Genomic DNA, 21,406 nt, shown 5'->3' with positions numbered 1-21,406 from the left:
GACCGACGTGTGCGACCAGGGCGAACAGATCACGTATGCCGCGGCCGGAGTCGACGTCGAGGCGGGTGACAAGGCCGTCGAGCTCATGAAGGCCGACGTCCGCCGGGCGACCCGACCCGAGGTCCTCGGCGGGCTGGGTGGCTTCGCCGGCATGTTCGACGCCAGCGCCCTCGCTCGCATGGACCGGCCGGTCCTCGCGACGAGCACCGACGGCGTCGGCACCAAGGTCGCCATCGCCCAGGCGCTCGACAAGCACGACACCATCGGCTTCGACCTCGTCGGCATGGTCGTCGACGACATCGTCGTCTGCGGCGCCGAGCCGCTCTTCATGACCGACTACATCGCGACCGGCAAGGTCGTGCCGGAGCGCATCGCCGCCATCGTCGGCGGCATCGCGCGCGCGTGCGAGCAGGCCGGTGTCGCCCTCGTCGGCGGCGAGACCGCCGAGCACCCGGGCCTGCTCGACCCCGACGAGTACGACGTCGCGGGCGCGGCCACCGGCGTCGTCGAGTACGCCGACGTCCTCGGCCCGCAGCGGGTGCGCCCGGGCGACGTCGTCCTCGGCATCGCCAGCTCTGGCCTGCACTCCAACGGCTACTCGCTCGTCCGCCGCGTCGTCGCCCACGCCGGCTGGGAGCTCGACCGCCACGTCGACGAGTTCGGCCGGACCCTCGGCGAAGAGCTGCTCGAGCCGACCCGCGTCTACTCGCGCGACCTGCTCGACCTCATCCGCACCGACGGTGTCGACGTCCACGCGCTCTCGCACGTCACCGGCGGGGGGCTCGCCGCCAACCTCGCGCGTGTCCTGCCGTCCGACGTCTTCGCCCGCGTCGACCGCGCGACGTGGACCCCGCCACCGGTCTTCACGACCGTCCAGCGCCTCGGCAACGTGCCGCAGGCCGACGTCGAGCGCACCCTCAACATGGGCGTCGGGTTCGTCGCGATGCTGCCCGCCGACCAGATCGACCTCGCCGTGCGCACACTCGCCGACCGCGGGCTCGCCGCCTGGGCGATGGGCGAGGTCACTGCGCTCGAGGACGCCCGGGTCGAGGACGGAGTCGAGGTCGTGCGTGGCGCCAAGGGTGTCGACGGCGGCTCGGTCCAGGTCGTCGGCGACCACCCGGCCTGAGCAGCCGACCTCAGGACACGGGCGGCCTCGACCGGCATCCTCGGAGGGTGACCGACCCGACCCGCCCTCCCCGGGGACTCGACCCGGCTTCACCGGTGACCGGCGAACCCGTGGGCAGTGACCCCGTGCGTGTGGCCCGGCGCTGGGCGGTCGGGGTGCTGGCGGCCGGGACGGTCGTGCTCATGGCCTGGCTCGTGCTCGTCCTCGTGGCCGTCTGGCTCGTCGGCTCCGCGATCGAGCAGGTGGCGTCGCGCGACCTCGGGTCGCCGGACGTCGGCGGGCTCGTCGTCACGACCCTCCCCGGGCTCGTCGGTGGGTGGGGTGTCGGTCTTGGCGCCGCGACCCTGCTGGGGCGCGGGGAGGCGATGGGCGCGCGCGCCGCCGGCGTGACGGCAGGGCTGCTCGGCGTCGTCGTCGGCGCGGCGCTCCTCGCCGCGACCGGCGTCATCTGAGGGCCCGCGCGTTCAGACGATCGTCACCTGCGGGGCGAACATGCTCATCGCGCCGAGCGCCTGCTCGTGCATCGCGACGCTCGACCCGGCGCACGCGTCCGCGACGACGCGCACGGTGGCGCCGGCATCAGCGGCAGGCAGGGCCGTCGAGATGACGCAGCAGTCGGTGGCGACCCCGGCGAGCGCGAACCGCGGCTGCTCGCCGATGACGCGACGCAGCCCGGCCGTCCACTTGCCGAAGGTCGGCTCGGTGACGACGTGGTCGGTGAGGTCCGCGAGCTCGGGCACCACGGCATACAGGGGGTCGGAGCCCGGGACGAGCGCGAACTGCCAGTCGTCGTAGTAGTCGGCCCACGAGCCGCCGAGCTCCGGGTCCGCGACGAAGCGCGTGACGACGACCCGACCCTCGTATGCCGTCGCGAGACGCCGGATCCGCGGCACCACCTCGGACCACATGGGTGAGCCCCACGGGCTCGTCACGGGGTCGGCGAAGACGGCCTGCGGGTCGATGACGACGAGCCACTCGTCGTCGAGGGGGGCGACCTCGTCGACGGGCAGGCGGCCCGTCGGGGGAGCGGCGCTGCTCACGCGCGCGACTCCTGGGCGCGGACCTTGGCGCCGCGGGCGACGTAGGTGACGACGAAGGACAGCACGAGGGCGAGGAGGACGCCGAGGTTGGCGTAGGCGAAGGTGCCCTCCCAGTAGGAGCCGGCGGGGTCCTCGACGAAAGTGCCGAGCCCGAGCGGGTCGAGGAGGAATCCCTGCCAGTTGTTCCACGAGGCGTCATCGGCGAAGTTGTTGACGACGAGGCCCCAGCCGAGCACGGAGGCGACCGCCATCGTGCCGATCGACACCCAGTCGAACGCGCCGTAGCGGCCCGAGGAGTCGAAGAGGGCGTCGTCGTCGTAGTCGCGCTTGCGCAGCGCGATGTCGGCGATCATGATCCCCGCCCACGAGGCCAGCGGAACGCCGAGCGTGATGAGGAACGACTGGAACGGGTTGATGAAGCTCTCCGCGACGAAGACGACGTAGAAGGTGCCGAGCGTGAGGATGACACCGTCGATGAGCGCCGCCATCGGACGCGGGATGCGCACGCCGAGCGAGAGCAGGGTCAGCCCGGACGAGTAGATGCCGAGCACGGCTCCGGACACGAGCGAGAGGATCGCGGCGACGAGGAAGGGCACGAGGACCCACGTCGGCAGCAGCGTCGCGAGCGTGCCGATCGGGTCTGCGCCGATGCCGTCGAGGACCGCCTGGTCGGACCCGGCGAGGGCGAGTCCGTAGCAGACGAGCAGGGCCGGCGCGAGGGCGCCGCCGAAGGTGTTCCAGCCGACGATCGCGGCGCCGCTGGCGTCACGGCGCTGGTAGCGCGACCAGTCGGCGGCGATGTTGATCCAGCCGAGGCCGAAGCCGGTCATGACGAGGACGAGCGCCCCGATGACGGCGCCGATGCCACCCGACGGAAGCGACGAGACGGCCGACCAGTCGATGTGCGTGAACGTCATCGCGACGTAGAGCACGGTGATCGCGCCGGTGACCCAGGTGAGGACCGACTGCATCCGCATGATGACGTGGTAGCCCGCGACGGCGGCGAGCACGATCATCGCGGCGACGACGACCGCGGCGACGACCTTGGTCGCGGTGCCGCCGCCCCAGCCCAGCCGCTCGAAGATCGTCGCGGTCGCGAGGACGGCGAGGATCGCGAGGAAGGTCTCCCAGCCGATCGAGACGAACCACGAGATGACGCCGGGCACCTTCTGCCCCTTGACCCCGAAGGCGGCGCGCGAGAGCACCATCGTCGGCGCGGAGCCCCGCTTGCCGGCGAGGGCGATGATCCCGCACAGGGCGAAGGACACGACGACCCCGACGACCGTGACGAGCACGGCCTGCCAGAAGGAGATGCCGAAGCCGAGGACGAAGGCGGCGTACGAGATGCCGAACACCGACACGTTGGCGGCGAACCACGGCCAGAAGAGGTCGCGAGGGGCCGCGGTGCGGGCCGACTCGTCGATGATCTCGATGCCGGTGGTCTCGACGCCGAGCCGCTTGGCGGCGTCGGCACTGCGCACGTCAGTCATGCCCGCGAGCATGACAGATCGCAGGCGGCACGATGTGCATGCCGGACGAGGTGTCGTGCGTGGACGTCAGGCGTCAGCGACGCCCGGCGGCCCACTTGTCATAGTCGTCGTCCTCGTCACGGTCGTGCCCGGTGCTCCGGGTCGACGGTGCAGGGGATGAGCTCCCGTGAAGTTCTCGCTCAAGCGCGCTCAAGTCGGTGTCGGGGCTGAAGTACTTCAGCTCGCGTGCCACCTTGGTCTGCTTGGCTTTTGCCCGGCCGCGCCCCATGGCGTGACCCCCTCGTGCGTCTGCCGGGACGGCATACCCGATGGGACGGCCCCGAAGGGGTCATCCCGTGCAAGCTGTGGTCCCGGGAATCGTGTGTGTGTCGTGGGGTCAACGCTACATCAGGCCGGGGGATTTCCGCGCACGGGTCCGGTTCTCGGGTCGTGTCCTGCGTCGCGCCCGCCCGGGGCACCGCGAAGACCTCGAGAACCTCGTATGCCGTGTGCCCACCTCAGGAGGCGGGCACACGGCATACGGGCAGGTCGGCCGGGGTGCGGCCGGGTGCGGGGAGGGTCAGTGCTGCGGCAGCCAGATCGTCGAGGACCCGGCGGCCATGCGGCGCTCGGCGATGTGGTCGGCAGCCGCTGCCGGGCTCTCGCCACGCTCGTCGGCGGTCCGGAGGACCTCGAGGGTGTGCTCGAAGATCGCGGTCGCGCCCCGCTTGGCCCGCTCGAAGTCGAAGCCGCGCAGCTCGTCGCTCACCTGGATGACGCCACCGGCGTTGACGAGGAAGTCGGGGCAGTAGGTGATGCCGCGCGCCACGAGGCGGTCGGCCGTGCCGCCCTCGCCCTCGGTGACGAGCTGGTTGTTGGCACCACCGCAGACGACGCTCGCGCGCAGGACGTCGACGGTGTCGTCGTCCAGCGCGCCGCCGAGGGCGCACGGGGCGTAGACGTCGATGTCGCTGCGGACGAGGGCGGCGACGTCGCCGACGACCTCGATGCCGGGGTGGGCGACGAGCAGGGCGTCGACGGCGGACGCGTTGACGTCCGTGACGACGACGTCGGCGCCGTCCTCGAGGAGGTGGCCGGCGAGGATGCGGCCGACCTTGCCGACGCCGGCGATGCCGACCCGGCGGCCCTTGAGGGTGGGCTCGCCCCAGAGGTGCTGGGCGGCGGCCCGCATGCCCTGGAAGACGCCGAACGCGGTGAGGACGGAGGAGTCGCCGGCGCCGCCGTTCTCGGGCGAGCGGCCGGTGGCCCAGCGGGTCGTCTCGGCGACGACGTCCATGTCCTGCACGTAGGTGCCCACGTCGCAGGCCGTGACGTAGCGGCCACCGAGGCTTTCGACGAAACGGCCGAACGCGCGCAGCAGCTCGGGGGTCTTGTCGGTCGTGGGGTCGCCGATGATGACGGCCTTGCCGCCGCCGTGCGGGATGCCGGCGACGGCGTTCTTGTATGACATGCCGCGCGAGAGGCGCAGGACGTCGGCGAGCGCGTCGTCGTGGGTCGCGTAGGGGTAGAACCGCGTGCCGCCGAGGGCCGGGCCGAGAGAGGTGTCGTGGATCGAGATGATCGCGCGCAGGCCGGTCGCGGGGTCAGAGCAGAGGACGACCTGCTCGTGGCCGGACGTGTCGGTCGGGTCGTGCTGGACGGACGAGACGTGGGGCTCGGGTGCGGGCGGCGTGGGCTCCGGCGCGGAGGCCTGCGGGGCTCCCGGAGCGGCGGTGGCCTCGGGGGCCTCGGCGGTCCCGGGGGCGGTGACGGACGACGCGGTCACGGTGGTGACTCCTTTGTCAGTGAGGGCTGCGCGACGGTGCAGCGGTGCCATGGCGTGGGTCTCACGCGCACCCTCAGGCTAGTCGCGTCGTGGACTGCCGGCCGCCGCGTCCGTGGCGGGGCCCAGCGGGTGCAGCCGAGCGACCGGAATGGTGCGACCGGACCGGTGCTCGTACTTCGCGACGGTGGGGAGCTGGGCGAGGACGACGTCGCGCCAGACCCGAGCGAGCTCGTCGCCCTCGAGCACCTCGGGACGCACGCGGGTCGAGGTGGTCCCGATCTCGATCGTCGCCTCGGGGGCCTGCCTGAGGTTGCGGAACCAGTCGGGCTCGGTGGGCGACCCGCTGCCCGTGCCCCACACGAGCCGGGTGTCACCGTCGTCGAGGTAGCGGACCATCGTCGAGCGAGGGAGCCCCGTGCGTCGTCCGGGCGTCGTCAGCATGAGGACGCCGCCCACCTTGCCGCCGCCGTCGAGGCGCCCCCTGAAGGCCCGGTGGATCCACAGCCCGATCGCGTTGCCGCGAGCCTTCATCGCGTGGGAAGCCATGTCCGACACCTCCTCCGGCCAGCGTCCTCCGGTGCGCCGTGCCGGTCAACGGTGCGCTGCAGTCCCGCTGGGCTCAGCTCTCCAGCCGGGCGGTTCAGCCTTCGACCCCGGTGGACTCGTGCGGCTCGCCGACCGGCTTCGACTCGGGCGAGCCGCGCTCGCGCAGGTAGATCGAGAGGACGACCATGCTCGCCACGGCGAGGAACTCGGACTGCCAGTTCTGCAGCGTGCGGCCCCAGAAGTCCGGGTCGGTGAGGTAGGCGGCCCAGCCCTCGGGTTCCTTGAGGTCGCGGATGAGGTCGGCGTTGTGCGCGGCCCGGCCGGCGACGAACTGGGCGGACCACGACCCGAGGAAGATGAGGCCCATCGTCAGGCCGAGCGAGTGCGAGTAGAGCGAGCGACGCCAGCCCTCGGCCTTGGCGAGCGGAGGCGAGTCGGGCGTCGCATGACGCCCGACCTTCTGGTCCTCGTCGCTCTCGCGGCCCGTCTTGTCGAGGGGCTTGGATTCGGGCGAGCCCTTCTGGACGAACCACACGGTGAGGAGGATGAAGAGGAGGAACTGGAGGTACTCGGACTGCCAGTTCTCGGCGACGTCGACGGCGAAGGTCGAGGACGTGACGTACTCGCCGAGCCCGATCGTCGGCAGGCCGCGGTCGCGGGCCTCGCCGTTGAGCTCGGCAACTCCCCACAGCGCCTGTCCGGTGAGGGAGAGGAGGAAGAGAGCGCCGAAGACGAGGGCGAGGCCGTGGTCGCGCAGCCGCCTCATCGGGCCATCGCCCCGATGGTGAGGCACCACGCCAGGCCGAACCCGATGACGAGGAGCCAGCCGACGAAGGACCACCTCATGCCGTTCACGGCCCCTCCACCTCGCAGTCGTAGGGCAGGTCCTTCCCCGTGGGCTCACACCCCGCGGCCGTGACCCGCCAGCCGTCGTCGAACCGGGCCAGGAAGATCACCTGCTCGCCCCAGCGCACCATCGCGTCGCGCCCGTAGACGTCGACCGTCGGCTCGCCGGACTGCTCGCCGCCGGCGGCCTCGGGCAGGACGTCGGCGCACTGCTCGCCGTCGGCCTCCACCTCCTCGAGTGTCGCCGGGGCGAGGAGGTCGCAGCCCTGGTCAGGGGCCGAGGTCACGGAGGCGAGGAAGCGGGTCGCGGTGTCGGCGACCGGCTCGTTCTCCGCCGAGCCGCGTCCGGCGCAGCCCGCGAGCAGGAGCGCAAGGGTCGTCGCTCCGGCGACCGCGAGGCACGGCATACGGCGTCTGTGCAGGTCAGGGGCCACGTGCTCACTATGGCACCGGCATGGGGAAGGATGACGGCATGCGCATCGGCTACAAGGCTTCGGCCGAGCAGTTCGCCCCGGCCGAGCTCGCGGGATACGCCGTGCTCGCCGAGGAGCTCGGGCTCGACTCGGTGACGATCTCGGACCACTTCCAGCCGTGGCGGCTCGAGGGCGGGCACGCGCCCAGCTCGATCGCCTGGCTGTCGTGGGTCGCGGCCCGGACCGAGCGGGTCATGCTCGGGACGTCGGTGATGACGCCGACCTACCGCTACAACCCCGCGGTCGTCGCGCAGACCTTCGCGACCCTCGGCTGCCTCGCGCCGGGTCGGATCATGCTCGGTGTCGGCACCGGCGAGGCGCTCAACGAGGTGGCCGTCGGCTCGGTGCCCGAGAGCGGCTGGCCCGAGTTCAAGGAGCGGTTCGCCCGGCTGCGCGAGTCGGTGCGGCTCATGCGGGCGCTGTGGACGCAGGAGTCGGTGACCTTCGAGGGCGACTACTACCGCACCGAGGACGCCCGGATCTTCGACCGGCCCGAGACGCCCGTGCCCGTCTACGTCGCCGCGGGCGGCCCGACCGTCGCCCGGTATGCCGGCCGGTCCGGTGACGGCTTCATCTGCACCTCGGGCAAGGGCCGGGAGCTCTATGCCGACTCGCTCCTGCCTGCCGTCGCCGAGGGACTGGAGAAGTCGGGACGGGACACCGGCAGCATCGACCGGATGATCGAGATCAAGCTGTCGTGGGACCCGGACGCCGAGCGCGCCCTGGAGAACACACGCTTCTGGGCGCCGCTGTCGCTCACCGCCGAACAGAAGCACTCGATCACCAGCCCGGCGGAGATGGAGCGGGCCGCCGACGAGCTGCCCATCGAGCAAGTCGCGCAGCGTTGGATCGTGGCCTCGACGCCGGAGGACGTGGTGTCCGCCGTCAAGGAGTACACCGACCTCGGCTTCGACCACCTCGTCTTCCACGGGCCCGGCGGTGACCAGGAGCGCTTCCTGCGGACCTTCGCCGAGCAGGTCGTGCCGGGTCTGCGCGAGCTCACCGTAGGGTCCGGGTCATGACCTCCGCCGCCACCGCGTTGAGCTCCACCGAGCTCGACGTCGCCTCGCTCGTCATCCGCCTCGCCCTGGGCCCGATGCTCGTGCTGCACGGGGTCAACAAGGTGCAGGGTGGGCTGTCCGGGACGGCCGGCTGGTTCGAGTCGCTCGGACTGCGCCCGGGGTGGCTGCACGCGCGGTTCGCCGCGTTCACCGAGATCGGCGCGGGACTTCTCGTCACGCTCGGCCTGCTCAACGGGCTCGCCGCGATGGCGTTCGTGGGCCTCATGACCGTTGCCGCGCTCACCGACCACCGCGGCAAGGGCTACTTCATCTTCAAGGGCGGCTGGGAGTACGTCGTGCTCGTTGCCATCGTCGCCGTGGCGCTCGCGGTGCTCGGGCCCGGGCGGTGGTCGCTCGACAACGCGCTCGGCCTCGACCTCGCCGGGCTGGGCTGGGGCGCGCTGGCCGCCGTCGGTGGGGTGGCCGCGGCCGGGGCGATGCTCGCGGCGTTCTACCGCCCGTCGGCTCCGGAGGGATCCGGCGACGGGGCCGGCGACGGGTCCGGCAGCGGCTCGGGCTCCAGGGCCTCGGCATGAGCGAGCGCTCGGCGGACTCCGTCCTCGTCGAGGTGGACGGCGCGGTCGGGCGCGTCACGCTCGCCGCCCCCGACCGCCTCAACGCCGTCGACGTGCCGATGCTCGAGGCAGCGGCCGACGCGGTGCGGCGGCTCGACGCCGACCCGGCCGTGCGCGTCATCGTGCTCTCCGGTCAGGGGCGAGCCTTCTGCGCCGGCGCTGACCTCTCCGTGCACCTCGACGAGGGCGACCTCGACGGGACCCTGCACGGCGTGGGTGCGGTGAGCCGCGCGGTCGTCGAGGCGGGCACGCCGGTGATTGCACTCGTGCCGGGCGTCGCCGCCGGCGCCGGGCTCGCGATGGCGCTCTCCGCCGACTACGTCCTCGTCGGGGACGAGGCGACCCTCGTCCTCGCCTTCGGGGCCCTGGGCCTCATGCCCGACGGCGGCGCCACCGCGCTCGTCGTCGCGTCCATCGGACGGGCCCGCGCCCTGCGCCTGGCGCTCACCGGCGAGCGGCTCACCGGGGCCGTCGCCGCCGAGTGGGGGCTCGTCGCCGAGTCCGTGCCGGCGGAAGGCTTCGCCGCGCGCGCCGACGAGCTCGTCGCACACCTCGCCGCGCTCTCCCCGACGGGCACGGCACGCACCACGGCGGCCATCACCGCCGCCGCGCTGGACCTCGACTCGACGCTGGCACGCGAGAACGAAGGCCAGCACGCCCTCCTGCGCACACGCGACTTCGTCGAGGGGCTCACGGCCTTCCGTGAGAAGCGACGCCCGACGTTCGGGCAGTGAGCGAGATGGACGGGCACCAGCCACACCGTGTGGACCGGCCGGCATACCGGGCGTCGGACTGGACGCCCGAGGCGCTCCTCGAGCGCAAGGGTGGGCACACCGTCTCTGTCGTCGTCCCGGCCAAGGACGAGGAGGCGACCGTCGCGGCGGTCGTCGAGCGGATCCGTGCCGACTTCGTGCGCGACGGTGGTGGCGGGCTCGTCGACGAGGTCGTCGTCATCGACTCCGACTCCAGCGACCGGACGGCCGAGGTGGCTCGCGCTGCCGGGGCAAAGGTGTTCTCGGCCAACAGGATCCGGCCCGACCTCGGCTCGGTGCCGGGCAAGGGCGAGGCGCTCTGGAAGGCGCAGCACGTCACGCGTGGCGACCTCCTCGTCTTCGTCGACGCCGACCTCGTCGACTGGGGCACGCACTTCGTCACCGGACTGCTCGCGCCGCTCCTCGTCGATGATGCGGTGCAGCTCGTCAAGGCGGTCTACGACCGGCCGATGATCGACGCGACCGGTCGCGAGGAGGAGTCGGGCGGGCGGGTCACCGAGCTCGTCGCGCGACCGTGGCTGGCGCTGCACCGTCCCGGGCTCGCAGGCGTCGTGCAGCCACTCTCGGGCGAATGGGCCATCCGGCGCGCAGCCTTCGCGTCGTATGCCGTGCCGGTCGGCTACGGCGTCGAGATCGCCGCCCTCGTCGACACCTATGACGCACACGGCATCGACGCCATCGCGCAGGTCGACCTCGGCCGTCGCACCCACCGGCACCACCGGCATGACACCCTCGGCCTCATGGCAGTCCAGGTGCTGGCGGCCGCGGACCGGCGGCGCGAACGCTCCGGTGCGGGGCCGGTCCGGGCGGAGGAGACGGTGGGGCTCACGCAGTACGCCCGCGGGCAGGCGGGCTTCGAGCCGCGTGTCACCGCGGTGGCGACGGGCGAGCGGCCTCCGGCCGACAGCGTCGGTATGCCGGCCCACGCAGAGCCTGGTCCCCGCGCGGAGTCTCGATGAGTGACCTCACGTTCCGGCTGGGCCGGCGCGAGTTCGACGCCCGGTCGCGGCTCGTCATGGCGATCGTCAACCGCACGCCGGACTCGTTCTACGACAAGGGCGCGACGTGGCGCGAGGACGCGGCGTTCGACCGCGTCCGCCAGGTCGTCGCGCAGGGTGCGGACATCGTCGACATCGGCGGCATCAAGGCCGCCCCGGGTGTCGAGATCGGTGAGGACGAGGAGAAGGAGCGGGTCGTCGACTTCGTCGCCGCCGTCCGCGCCGAGCACCCCGACCTCCTCATCAGCGTCGACACGTGGCGGGCGTCCGTCGGTCGGGCCGTCCTCGAGGCGGGCGCCGACATCCTCAACGACGCGTGGGGCGGCGCGGACCCGGAGCTCGTGGAGGTGGCGGCCGAGTTCGACGCCGCCGTCGTCTGCACCCACACCGGCGGCGTGACGCCACGGACCCGGCCGCACCGGATCGAGTACGACGACGTCGTCGCGTCCGTCGTCGAGTCGCTCGTCGCCCAGGCCGACCGCGCCGTGTCGGTGGGTGTCCCGCGCGAGCGGGTCGTCATCGACCCGGCACACGACTTCGGCAAGAACACGTGGCACTCGGTCGAGGTGACCCGGCGGCTCGACGAGCTCGTCGCGCTCGGCTGGCCGCTGCTCGTCTCGCTGTCCAACAAGGACTTCGTCGGCGAGTCCCTCGACCTCCCGGTCGGCGAGCGGTTGACCGGGACTCTTGCGGCGACGGCGATCTCCGCCTGGCACGGCGCTCACATCTACCGCGTCCACGAGGTCGTCGAGACCCGTCAGGTGCTCGACATGGTCTCGGTACTCGCCGGCGACCTGGCACCGGCCCGGACCGCACGGGGGCTCGCGTGATCACCGACGTCGTCATCGTCCCGGCCGCGCCGCTGCTGCTGCCGGAGTACCAGGGTCGCGTCCCTGCGGCCCCCGGCTTGCTCGAGTCCTGCGTCGCGGCAGTGCGGGACGCCGTGGCCACGGCGGCGCACGTCGTCGTCGTCCACGCCACCGACCGCGAGCCGCGGAGCACTCGCCCGGCCGTGGGGCTGCGCGTCGCGGACCACCTGCTGGCCTCGACCCACCTCGGGTTCGAGGTCGAGCACGTCGCAGTCCCGTGGGACGCCCCGACGGCTGACTGCGTCGACCTGGGGCGCGCGGTCGCGACGGGTCCGTCGGTGCCCGCTGGCCGGGTGCGCAGGACGTCGGCTGAGGACGCGGTCGACCACCACGCTCGGCGGGGTGGCTTCACTTCCGCTGGTGATGCAGAGGTGCCTGCGTCTGCGTCGGTTGGTGAGGCGAAGGGGGGTGGCTTCGCTTCCGCTGGTGATGCAGAGGTGCCTGCGTCTGCGTCGGTTGGTGAGGCGAAGGGGGGTGGCTTCGCTTCCGCACGTGACGTGATGGACCCGGCCGCGGCATCGGGGGCCGAACCTCACGGCGCGACGGCTGCTTCGGGAGGTGGAGCAAAGACACCCCCCACGACGATGCTCGTCGTCGCCGACGGTTCCGCCCGCCGGACCGAGAAGGCACCCGGCCACCTCGACCCCCGGTCGCACGAGGTCGACGACGTCATCGTCGCTGCGCTGCGCGGTGCGGCCGACGGAGGTCTCGACGGTCTGCTCACCCTCGACACCAACCTCTGTGCCGACCTGCTCGTCGCCGGCCGGGCGCCACTTCAGGTCCTGGCCGGAGCGGCAGGGGCACCGGTCAACGCGACCGGCGGGCCGGCATACGGGGCGTTCGAGGTGGTGACGTGCGAGGTCAGCGACCCGTTCGGGGTGCTCTACGTCGTGGCGCACCTCGCCCGCACAGGCTGACCGGTCAGTCGACGCCAAGGCCTTCCTCGCGGGCGCGCACGACGGCCGCGGCCCGGTCACGCACGGCCAGCTTGGTGAGGACGTTGGAGACGACGTTGCGGACGGTCTTGGGCGAGAGGACGAGGCGCCGCGAGATCGTGAGGTTGTCGTGGCCGCGGGCGACGAGGTCGAGCACCTCGCGCTCGCGGTCGGTGAGGTCGGGGAAGGGGACGCGGGCGACGGACCGCCCCGACGTGAGCGCCGTGACCGCCCGGGCGGCGACGGCGGAGCCGAGGATGACGTCGCCGTTCGCGACGGCGCGCACCGCCCGCTCGACCTCGTCGGGGCTCGCGCCCTTGAGGAGGTAGCCGCGCGCGCCGACCCGCATGCAGGACGCGACCGCGTCGTCGTCCTCGCGCATCGTCACGACGAGCACGCGCGCGTCCGGGTCACGACGGACGATCTCGCGGGTCGTCTCGATGCCCGAGTCCGCGCCGAGATTGAGGTCCATGAGGACGACGTCGATGTCGGCGAGCGGCAGGGCGAGCGCCTCTGCCGCGTCGCTCGCCTGACCGACGACGGTGATGCCGTCGAGGGAGGCGAGGAGGCCGGCCATGCCCATCCGGAAGACGGGATGGTCGTCGACGACGGCCACGGTGATGTCACCCACGGGTCACCGCCACGCCCTGGGGGAGGAGGGCCTCGACGAGGGTGCCGCCGGTCTCGGGTGAGGTGATCGAGAGGCTGCCACCGAGCTCCTCCGCGCGCTCACGCATCGAGCGGGTGCCGACGCCGGCCCTGGCCTCGGCGGAGAAGCCCCGGCCGTCGTCGGCGATGCGGACCCGCAGGCCCGCCGGAGCGGAGGTCGTCGTCACCCACGCGGACTGGGCGCCGCTGTGCCGCAGCGTGTTCGTGACCGCCTCGGCGACGATCGCGTAGGCCGCGGCGGCGGTCTGTGGGTCGAGGGCGTCGTCGTGACCGAGGTCCAGCGCGATCTCGACGCCGTCCTCCGCGTGGCGGGCGGACAGCTCTGCCAGGGCGGCGGCGAGCCCGAGCTCGTCGAGGACGGGCGGGAGCAGGTGGTGCGAGAGCGTGCGGACGTCGGTGACCCGCTGGTCGAGCTCGGACTGGAGCGTCGAGAGCAGCGCGGCGGCAGCGGACGGGTCGGTCGCCATGAGGTTGCGGGCGCCCTGGAGCCCGAGCCGCAGGCCGGCGAGCGAGGGCCCGAGACCGTCGTGGATCTCGCGCCGGATGACGCGGCGCTCCTCGAGCCGGGCCCGGGACAGGCGCGCCCGGGCGTCGTCGACGTCGGCGGCGGCCCGGGTGACGGCGGCGGCGGTCGCGACGACCGTGGCGAGGTCGCCGAGCATCTGCTCCCCGCGCGACCCGAGGCTCTCACCACCGGGCAGGGTGACGGCGAGCTCGCCGACGGGTTCGCCGCGGTGGTCGAGCGGGACGCGCACGGGGTGGGCACCCGCCATACCCCAGACGACGGGTTCGCGGCCAGGAAGGGCCACCGTCACGGACTCCAGACGCATCGCGGAGCCGATGTCGGCGGCGAGGCCGCGCAGGAGGTCGTCGGTCGTCTCGGCGAGGCGCAGATGGCTGCCGAGGCGGCGGACGACGTGGTCGGGGGAGGCGGCGACGCCGTAGACGAGACGGTGGACGCGCTGCTCCAGCCAGAACCTCGTCGGCTGGACAGCGACGGCGACGACTCCGGCCCCGACGAGACCGGCGCCGTCACCGGGCAGGAGGCTCGTGGCGACGACCGTGGCGACGACGTAGACCGCGACGAGCGAGACCGTGACGAGGCCGGCGAGCACGGTGCGGCTCACGGCGAGCTGCAGTCCCCACATGCGGCTGCGCAGGACTGCGACGAGGATCGCCGCTGGATAGACGGCCTGCGAGAGCAGGTGGAGGACGGGCGTCGTCCAGACGGGGAGGGGCAGGGCACCCGGCGGCAGGAGCAGGGGGACGAACGACAGGGCGAGCAGCGCAGCACCGAGGGCGAGCCAGCCGAGACCGTTGCGCTCGGCGACGGGGCCGCGGCGGTGGCGGTGCTCGACCGCGCCGGCGGCGACCAGCCCGAGGACGACGGCGAGCGCGAGAAGGATCGTGAAGGGTGCTCGTGCGTCGAGCAGCTGGGCGGCGAGGAAGGCGACGATGACGACGCCGCCGGCCGCCACTCCCCACCGGGCGCGGCCGAGCGGGTGGTCGCGCACGAGCCACGGCACGACGAGGAAGAGGGCGAGCGTGCCCGGGACCCACGCGGTGCTCTGGAGCCACTGGACGAGGTCCGCGCCCGGAAGGCCGGGGCGTTGCGAGGCGAGGGCGGGGTAGCCGAAGCCGAGGGCGGCCACTCCGCCACCGATCGCGGCCAGGGCGAGGAGCCAGCCGACGGGGTGCGGGCGGCGGGAGACGATGAGGGCCGACACCGTGCCGTAGACGCACGCCACCGCGACGTCGACGACGAAGAACCAGACACCCTCGCCGAGTGCCGGGCGGGCCATGACGACGAGCGCCACCGCGAGCACGGCGGTGCCCCAGGCGGACGCGGCGATGACCGCGGCCGCCCGGGGCTGGCCGACCCTCGTCAGGGCGTCGGAGGGGCTCATGATGTCGGCACCATAGCGTCGGTTCACGGTGCTGATCAGGGCTTTTGTCAGACCCGCGAACGGGTGGCCCGGTCGCCGAGGGCGAGGCCCAGGGCGGTGACGAAGAGCCACACCGGACCGGTCATGCCCGCCATGTACTGCAGCGGCGAGATGCCGAGCAGGAGCGTGAGCCCGCCGAGGACGATCCCGACCCAGCCGAGCCACCGCGAGACGGCACCGTGGCGCAGCGCGCTCACCGCGACGGCGACACCGGTGGCGCCGGCGCCGACCCAGAGCCACGGGATCGTGCCGACCCAGTGGTTGAAGAAGACCGCCGACTCGGGGACGAGCCCGTTGCCGGGGTCGGAGACGCCGAAGACGAACTCGGTGGTGAGACCGGAGCCCATGAGGCCTGCGACCGCGACGAGGCCCAGTCCGCCGGCCGCGACGTCGGGCAGGAGACTGCGGCTCGGCAGCTGGTCGGCGAGGCGCCGGCGAAGGCCGGCCGCGAAGACGAGCAGCAGCACGACCGAGACCATCGTCGCCGTGTGGAAGACGAGGATCTGCGGGACGAGCTCGGCGAGCCGGGCGACGATGGCGTCGGGGTCCCCGTCGGCGTCGGGGGAGTAGACCGCGTCGATCTGCATCGAGGCGGCGATGCCGACGATCGAGGCGAGCCCGGCGGCGACGCCGGTGAACGCCCAGCCGCGGCCGGTCGAGGTGTGGGTGCTGCGCGCGGGCTCGAGGTCGAGCCGGGCGGTGTGGTCGGGGGCGATGGTGGCGCTCACGGCGTCTCCTGTGGTTGTCGGAAGAGCTGGACGACCCCAACGGTGGGCCGCCCCGCGTCCTTGCCGACAGGGGTCGGTGTCCCGTCCGTCCGGGCAGTTCCCGCCGGGACGGGCGCCGATCTGCACACAACCTTCACAGGTCGCACCCCCGTCGCTGCCGCCGCCGGCCCTAGCGTCCGACGCAGCGGTCGGACGAGCAGAGGGAGCGGGTCATGATCACGGTCGAGGGACTGACGAAGGTGTATGCCGGGGTGCGCGCCGTCGACGACCTCACCTTCGCGGTGGAGTCGGGCAAGGTCACGGGGTTCCTCGGGCCGAACGGCGCGGGCAAGTCGACGACGATGCGCATGGTGCTCGGTCTCGACCGGCCGACGGCCGGCAGCGCGCGGGTGAGCGGGAAGCGCTACACCGACTTCCCCGCACCGCTGCGCGAGGTCGGCGCGCTGCTCGACGCGGGCGCCATGCACCCCGGTCGGACCGGGCGGTCCCACCTGCGAATCGGCGCCCACAGCAACGGGATCGCGCGCTCGCGGGTGGACGAGGTCATCGAGCAGGTCGGTCTCGAGGCGGCGGCGGGACGCCGGGTGAAGGGCTACTCGCTCGGCATGCGCCAGCGCCTCGGGATCGCGGCAGCCCTGCTCGGGGACCCACCCGTGCTGCTCTTCGACGAGCCGGTCAACGGCCTCGACCTCGACGGGGTGCGGTGGATCCGGGCGTTGCTGCGCGGGTTCGCCGACGAGGGTCGCACCGTCCTCGTGTCGAGCCACCTCATGAGCGAGATGCAGCTCATCGCCGACCGGGTCGTCGTCATCGGGCGCGGTCGGCTCATCGCCGACACCGAGATGGACGGGCTGCTCGCCGGGCTGGACGGCCAGCGGGTGCGCGTGCGCTCGCCCCGGGCCGACGACCTCGCCGCCCTGCTCGCGCGGGACGTGACCGTCGCACTACACGGTCAGGGCGAGCTCGAGGTCCGCGGGCTTGCGGCGAGCGCGGTCGGGGACCTTGCGCACGCACACGGCATACCGCTCCACCACCTGGCGGAGGTGGAGCAGTCCCTCGAGGACGCCTACCTCGCCCTCACCGAGGGCAGCGTCGAGCACCACGGCCACGTGCCGGCGTCGGCGGAAGGAGGGGTCCGATGAGCAGTGCGACGGTCCTGGCCCGGGCAGGACGAGCGGAGTGGAGCCGCATCTGGAGCGTCCGGTCGAGCTGGGTCCTCGTGGTGTGCCTCGGGCTCTTCATGGTCGGGGTCGCCGTGCTCGCGGGTGTCGACGCCGCGAGCAACCCGGAGTCGATCCCCGCCGACGCCACCGGGTGGGACGGCGCCCGCTTCACCGCGATGTTTGCGCTCTTCGGGACGGTCGCGCTCGCGGTCATGACGAGCACGGCCGACCACGCCACCGGTGCGATCGTCCCGACGCTCCAGTGGTCACCGCGGCGCGGCATCCTCTTCGCGGCCCGCGGCCTCGTCATCGTCCTCACGGTCACACTCATCGGGATCATCCTCGTCACCCTGGCGAGCCTCGTCATGGGAGCGCTCGCGGGCGTCGGCCTGCCGCTCGACGACGGCCTGCGCTCCGCCGGGGAGCTCGCCGTCGTCCTCGCCTGCGGCGCGCTGCTCGGCATCGGGCTCGGACTCGCGACCCGCAGCACGGCGGCCTCCCTCGTGCTGGCACTGGCCCTGCTCCTCGTGCTGCCGCCCATCGTGGCCAACCTGCCGTTCGAGTGGGCAGCGACGGTGTCGTCGTGGCTGCCGGGCTCCGCGGCGCTCTTCCTCATCTTCGGCGAGGGACCGCTCGACGACATGACGGTGTCGTTGGCGCGGCTGACGATGGTCGGGTGGGCGGTCGGTGCCGCCACCCTCGGCGCCTTGCGGCTGGTCCGGAGCGACGCCGGGCACTGAGGACCTCGACGGTCGGGACGGCGCGGCCCGGCTGGTGCCGATCTCCCGCCCCGCCGTCCACCGACGGACATACTGCGGTGCATGCCCCGCGACCGCCTCACCCGCGCCCAGACCGCGGGCTACGCCGCCGGCAGCGTGGGCACGGGCGGGTTCGGCACGCTGCCGGGCCTCGTCCTCGCCTACTACCTCACCGACACCCTCGGCGTGGCCGCGGCGTTCGCAGCCGTCGTCGTCCTCGTCCCCAAGGTGTGGGACGTCGTCATCGACCCGGCGATCGGAGCGCGAAGCGACCACGAGGTCGCGACCCGTGGGTCGCGCCACCGGCTCATGCTGCTCGGCGCGGTCACCCTGCCCGTCGGCTTCGTCGCGATGTTCGCCGTGCCCGACGGCGTCGGCACCGCGATCGCCGCCCTGTGGGTCGTCGTCGCCTTCATCCTCGCGACGACGTCGTTCAGCCTCTTCCAGGTGCCCTACATCGCGGCGCCCGCCGACATCACCAGCGACTACGCCGAGCGCACCCGGATGATGGCCTGGCGGGTGGGCGTGCTCGCCCTCGCCATCCTCGCCTTCGGCGCCGGCGCCCCTGCCGTCCGCGACGCCCTCGGCGGCGGACGGGCCGGCTACCTCGTCATGGCCGTCGTGTCCGCGACTGCCCTCGCCGCAGGCATGCTCGCCACCGTCGCCAGCCTCCGCGGTCACGAGAGCGTCGCCCGCGGGTCCGGCGAGGCGGTCACCCTGCGCGCCGGCCTCGACGCGGTGCGCGACCTGCCCCGCTTCCGCTCGCTGCTCGTCGTCTTCGTCCTCCAGGCCCTCGCCACCGGCATCGTCCTCGCCGCCGCGCAGTACGTCGCGACCTACCTGCTGGGCTCGCAGTCGTGGGTGAGCATCCTCTTCGCCGCCGTCGTCGCCCCTGCCCTCGTCGTCATGCCGCTGTGGAAGCGGCACGCGGCCGCGCGAGGCAAGCGGACGGCATACCTCTCGGCGTCCTGGCTCTTCGTCGCCGCGTGCGTCGTGCAGGTGCCTGCGCTCGTGGCCGGCTGGGTCTGGCTCTCAGTCCTCGCCCTCGCGGCCGGCGGCGTCGCGTATGCCGGGATGCAGCTCTTCCCGCTGGCGATGCTCCCGGACGTCATCGAGGAGGCGGGACGGGCCCGAGGCGGTGCGATGAGCGGGGTGTGGACCGCCCTGGAGACGGCCGGGCTCGCGCTCGGGCCCGCGGTCGTCCTCGCCATGCTCGCCGTCGGCGGGTTCGTCTCGAGCGCGGGTGACCCGGCGGCCCAGCCGCGCAGCGCCCACATCGCCATCGGGCTCGCGTTCACCCTCGTGCCGGCGGCACTCGCACTCGTCTCGATCTCGGTGCTGCGGCGCCACGAGGAACCGGAGGTGGCGCTCGATGGGCGCTGACGCACGCACGGCCGACGAGGTGCTCGCTCAGCTGCGCGCCTACCGCGAGCACGACGCGCCCACGCATGGCGGTCGGGTGCTCTCCTACGTCTACGACCACGGTCGACCAGAGCTCGATGAGGTTGCGGCACAGGCGATGCGGCTCCTCCAACCCGTCAACGGGCTGGACCCGACGACCTTCCCGTCGGTGGCGCTCATGGAGTCCGACCTCGTCGCGTTCGGCCGCAGCATGCTCCACGGCCCGACCGCCACCGGGTCGGTGACCTCCGGTGGCACGGAGAGCTGCCTGCTCGCCGTCAAGGCCGCACGCGACCACTGGGTCGCCCGGGGTGGGAGCGGGCGACCGCGGCTCGTGCTGTCGTCGTCGACCCATGCCGCGTTCCACAAGGCGGCGCACTACTTCGGCCTCGACGCCCACGTCGTCCCCGTCGAGGTCGGGACCGGCCGAGCCGCGCCCGGCGCCCTCGAGGCCGCCCTCGGGCCCGACGTGGCGCTCGTCGTCGTGTCCGCCCCGTCCTACCCCCACGGGGTGGTCGACGCGATCGCCGAGGTGGCTGGGGCCGCAGCCGACCTCGACATCCCCTGCCACGTCGACGCCTGCGTCGGCGGCTGGGTGCTCCCGTGGTGGGAGGAGGCGGGCGGGGATCCGTTGCCGCAGTGGGACTTCCGCGTCCCGGGGGTGACGAGCATCAGCGCCGACATCCACAAGTACGGCTACGTCCCCAAGGGCGCCTCACTCCTCCTCTTCGCCGACGGCGAGCTCGACCTCGCGCGCTACTTCGCCACGACCGGCTGGCTCGGCTACCCCGTCGTCAACCCGACGATGCTCGGCACCCGCTCGGCGACGTCCCTCGCCGCGGCCTGGGCGGTCGTGCAGACCCTCGGACCGAGCGGGTATGCCGGCCTCACCCGTCGCGTCGTCGACGCGACCGCCGCCGTGGTCGCCACGGTCGAGGGGATCGAAGGGCTGCGGATCCTCGGAGACCGGCAGGGCCCGCTCGTCGCCGTCGCCACGGACGAGGACGTCGAGCCGCAGCGGCGGGTCGACCCGCTGCTCTGGGTGGCGGCCGTGGCCGAGCGCGGGTTCGTCCTGCAGGGTCAGCCCGCGCTCGAGCAGTCCGACGGCAGCGTCGTGCCGCACACCGCACACCTCACCATCACGCCCGTGACCGAGGGGCTGGTCGACGAGCTCGGCGCTGCCCTCGTCGAGGGAGCCGCCGTGGTGCGCGGCCACGCGTTGCCGAGCCCGGAAGCACTGTCCGCGGACGGCATACCGGATCCGGCAGCACTGGCGGACGCGGCGCGCGACGGAGGCGACCTCGACCTCACCAGTGTCCTCACCCTCATCGAGGCGCTCCCCCGCGAGGCGTCGGCGGGGCTTCTCTCGGCGTTCCTGCGGAGGTTCACCGCCCCTCGGGCCTGAGGTCCTCGCGCGAAGCATGAACCGGCTCGCTCGCGGGTATGGGATCGCCGGGGGCACACCACGCCTCCGCCGTCCGACGACCGAGGAGCATCATGAGCCGACTGCAGGAGCCGGAGTCCGGGCTCGAGGGGTCCCGTCCCGCACTCGTGAGGCTCCCGGGGTGCTACCCGGTGCAGGCCGACACGTGGCTGCTCGCCGACACGATGACCGAGCTGGGCTGCGCCGTCGGCGCGCGGGTCCTCGACCTGTGCACCGGGACCGGTGCACTCGCCGTCGCCGCCGCGCTCGCCGGCGCCACCGACGTGACGGCTGTCGACCTGTCCTACCGCTCGTCCGCAAACGCCTGGATCAACGCGCGCCGTCACGGCGTCCCCGTCACCGTCCTGCGCGGCGACCTCTTCGCGGCACTGGACGAGGTCGGGCAGTTCGACCTCATCCTGGCGAACCCGCCCTACGTGCCCTCCTTCACGAGCCGTCCCTCCCGCCACCGCGTCGACCGGTGCTGGGACGCCGGGCCCGACGGACGGCTGCTCCTCGACCGGATCTGCCGCGAGGCCTACGCCCACGTGGCCCCGGGAGGCAGCCTGCTGATCGTGCAGTCCGACGTCGCCGACGTCGACGCGACCACCCGCTGCCTCGTGCAGTACGGGTTCGGCGTCGAGGTCGTGCGGCGCGAACCGGAGGCCTTCGGTCCGGTGATGCGGGCCCGCGCCGCGGCGATGCGGCGTCGCGGACTCGTCGCCGAGGGCCAGGAGCTCGAGGAGCTGGCCGTCGTGCGTGCGGTGCGCCCGACGGTGGGTACGGTGGGACTGGAGGCGACGGCATGACGACGACCG

The 21,406-nt window shown here is 73.2% G+C and carries 23 protein-coding genes; 13 read left to right on the top strand and 10 right to left on the bottom strand.

The genetic code is table 11. From position 1 onward, the window contains the following. Positions 1 to 7 precede the first annotated feature (7 nt). Complete coding sequence (purM, locus tag N798_RS00985) at positions 8 to 1,129, top strand: phosphoribosylformylglycinamidine cyclo-ligase (protein WP_035945453.1); 1,122 nt, start codon at positions 8 to 10, stop codon at positions 1,127 to 1,129. Positions 1,130 to 1,176: 47 nt separating this feature from the next. Beyond that, positions 1,177 to 1,581, top strand: coding sequence for a hypothetical protein (locus N798_RS00980; protein WP_156971561.1), 405 nt, complete (start codon positions 1,177 to 1,179; stop codon positions 1,579 to 1,581). 12 nt (positions 1,582 to 1,593) lie between these two features. Here the strand turns inward: N798_RS00980 and N798_RS00975 are convergent, their stop codons facing one another. The 7 genes from N798_RS00975 to N798_RS00945 form a co-directional block, all read right to left on the bottom strand. Beyond that, complete coding sequence (locus tag N798_RS00975; protein ID WP_229708516.1) at positions 1,594 to 2,169, bottom strand: cysteine hydrolase family protein; 576 nt, start codon at positions 2,167 to 2,169, stop codon at positions 1,594 to 1,596. Next, positions 2,166 to 3,659 (bottom strand): purine-cytosine permease family protein, encoded by a 1,494-nt coding sequence (locus N798_RS00970; protein WP_188450416.1) that lies wholly within the window; start codon positions 3,657 to 3,659, stop codon positions 2,166 to 2,168. The genes N798_RS00975 and N798_RS00970 overlap by 4 nt, the downstream gene beginning before the upstream one ends. 73 nt (positions 3,660 to 3,732) lie before the next feature. Next, on the bottom strand, positions 3,733 to 3,927 hold the full coding sequence (locus tag N798_RS00965) for a DUF3073 domain-containing protein (protein ID WP_035945448.1): 195 nt from the start codon (positions 3,925 to 3,927) through the stop codon (positions 3,733 to 3,735). A gap of 291 nt (positions 3,928 to 4,218) precedes the next feature. Continuing rightward, positions 4,219 to 5,424, bottom strand: coding sequence for a Glu/Leu/Phe/Val family dehydrogenase (locus tag N798_RS00960; RefSeq protein ID WP_084099934.1), 1,206 nt, complete (start codon positions 5,422 to 5,424; stop codon positions 4,219 to 4,221). A gap of 78 nt (positions 5,425 to 5,502) precedes the next feature. Beyond that, a complete protein-coding gene (locus N798_RS00955; protein WP_084099931.1) occupies positions 5,503 to 5,970 on the bottom strand; it encodes a nitroreductase/quinone reductase family protein in 468 nt (155 codons plus the stop codon). Between the two features lie 94 nt (positions 5,971 to 6,064). Beyond that, complete coding sequence (locus tag N798_RS00950; protein WP_035945447.1) at positions 6,065 to 6,736, bottom strand: DUF6766 family protein; 672 nt, start codon at positions 6,734 to 6,736, stop codon at positions 6,065 to 6,067. 85 nt (positions 6,737 to 6,821) lie between these two features. Beyond that, positions 6,822 to 7,250 carry a hypothetical protein gene (locus tag N798_RS00945; protein WP_156971560.1) on the bottom strand — a complete coding sequence of 143 codons (429 nt, stop codon included), beginning with the start codon at positions 7,248 to 7,250 and terminating at the stop codon, positions 6,822 to 6,824. 38 nt (positions 7,251 to 7,288) lie between these two features. Between N798_RS00945 and fgd the strand changes: the two genes are divergently transcribed. The 6 genes from fgd to N798_RS17985 all read left to right on the top strand — a co-directional run bounded on the left by fgd (position 7,289) and on the right by N798_RS17985 (position 12,482). Beyond that, positions 7,289 to 8,311 (top strand): glucose-6-phosphate dehydrogenase (coenzyme-F420), encoded by a 1,023-nt coding sequence (fgd, locus tag N798_RS00940; RefSeq protein ID WP_035945446.1) that lies wholly within the window; start codon positions 7,289 to 7,291, stop codon positions 8,309 to 8,311. Beyond that, positions 8,308 to 8,886: a DoxX family protein gene (locus tag N798_RS00935; protein WP_052116779.1), complete on the top strand. Its 579-nt coding sequence runs from the start codon at positions 8,308 to 8,310 to the stop codon at positions 8,884 to 8,886. Before fgd ends, N798_RS00935 begins: the two co-directional genes overlap by 4 nt. Further along, entirely contained in the window at positions 8,883 to 9,659 is a 777-nt protein-coding gene (locus N798_RS00930) for an enoyl-CoA hydratase-related protein (protein WP_035945445.1), read from the top strand. Before N798_RS00935 ends, N798_RS00930 begins: the two co-directional genes overlap by 4 nt. Positions 9,660 to 9,664: 5 nt before the next feature. Then, entirely contained in the window at positions 9,665 to 10,657 is a 993-nt protein-coding gene (locus N798_RS00925; protein WP_035945759.1) for a glucosyl-3-phosphoglycerate synthase, read from the top strand. After that, positions 10,654 to 11,526 carry a dihydropteroate synthase gene (gene folP, locus N798_RS00920; RefSeq protein ID WP_035945444.1) on the top strand — a complete coding sequence of 291 codons (873 nt, stop codon included), beginning with the start codon at positions 10,654 to 10,656 and terminating at the stop codon, positions 11,524 to 11,526. Before N798_RS00925 ends, folP begins: the two co-directional genes overlap by 4 nt. A 623-nt stretch (positions 11,527 to 12,149) precedes the next feature. Beyond that, positions 12,150 to 12,482, top strand: a complete 333-nt coding sequence (locus tag N798_RS17985; RefSeq protein ID WP_035945757.1) for a class III extradiol ring-cleavage dioxygenase family protein — start codon at positions 12,150 to 12,152, stop codon at positions 12,480 to 12,482. A 4-nt stretch (positions 12,483 to 12,486) separates the two neighbouring features. Here the strand turns inward: N798_RS17985 and N798_RS00910 are convergent, their stop codons facing one another. The 3 genes from N798_RS00910 to N798_RS00900 are packed head-to-tail and all read right to left on the bottom strand — an operon-like array spanning position 12,487 to position 15,843. Next, positions 12,487 to 13,131, bottom strand: coding sequence for a response regulator (locus tag N798_RS00910; protein WP_035945442.1), 645 nt, complete (start codon positions 13,129 to 13,131; stop codon positions 12,487 to 12,489). Continuing rightward, complete coding sequence (locus N798_RS00905; RefSeq protein WP_035945755.1) at positions 13,124 to 15,076, bottom strand: sensor histidine kinase; 1,953 nt, start codon at positions 15,074 to 15,076, stop codon at positions 13,124 to 13,126. The genes N798_RS00910 and N798_RS00905 overlap by 8 nt, the downstream gene beginning before the upstream one ends. Positions 15,077 to 15,123: 47 nt before the next feature. Next, complete coding sequence (locus N798_RS00900; RefSeq protein ID WP_188450417.1) at positions 15,124 to 15,843, bottom strand: hypothetical protein; 720 nt, start codon at positions 15,841 to 15,843, stop codon at positions 15,124 to 15,126. A 212-nt stretch (positions 15,844 to 16,055) separates the two neighbouring features. On the opposite strand from N798_RS00900, the gene N798_RS00895 reads away from it, so the two are divergent. From N798_RS00895 to N798_RS00875, 5 genes are all read left to right on the top strand, one after another. Further along, on the top strand, positions 16,056 to 16,985 hold the full coding sequence (locus N798_RS00895) for an ABC transporter ATP-binding protein (protein ID WP_035945440.1): 930 nt from the start codon (positions 16,056 to 16,058) through the stop codon (positions 16,983 to 16,985). After that, the gene (locus N798_RS00890) at positions 16,982 to 17,746 is read left to right on the top strand and encodes a hypothetical protein (protein ID WP_035945439.1); all 765 of its coding nucleotides are present in this window, start codon (positions 16,982 to 16,984) and stop codon (positions 17,744 to 17,746) included. Before N798_RS00895 ends, N798_RS00890 begins: the two co-directional genes overlap by 4 nt. 81 nt (positions 17,747 to 17,827) lie before the next feature. Then, a complete protein-coding gene (locus N798_RS00885) occupies positions 17,828 to 19,147 on the top strand; it encodes an MFS transporter (protein ID WP_035945437.1) in 1,320 nt (439 codons plus the stop codon). After that, the gene (locus N798_RS00880) at positions 19,137 to 20,570 is read left to right on the top strand and encodes a pyridoxal phosphate-dependent decarboxylase family protein (protein WP_035945435.1); all 1,434 of its coding nucleotides are present in this window, start codon (positions 19,137 to 19,139) and stop codon (positions 20,568 to 20,570) included. The genes N798_RS00885 and N798_RS00880 overlap by 11 nt, the downstream gene beginning before the upstream one ends. Before the next feature lie 92 nt (positions 20,571 to 20,662). Beyond that, on the top strand, positions 20,663 to 21,397 hold the full coding sequence (locus N798_RS00875) for a HemK2/MTQ2 family protein methyltransferase (protein WP_188450418.1): 735 nt from the start codon (positions 20,663 to 20,665) through the stop codon (positions 21,395 to 21,397). The last annotated feature ends 9 nt before the right edge of the window (positions 21,398 to 21,406 follow it).

The sequence above is a fragment of the Knoellia flava TL1 genome, assembly GCF_000768675.1.
Classification (GTDB): Bacteria; Actinomycetota; Actinomycetes; order Actinomycetales; family Dermatophilaceae; genus Knoellia; species Knoellia flava.
Note: the sequence above shows the minus strand (reverse complement) of the source record. Positions and strands in the feature narration are given on the sequence as shown.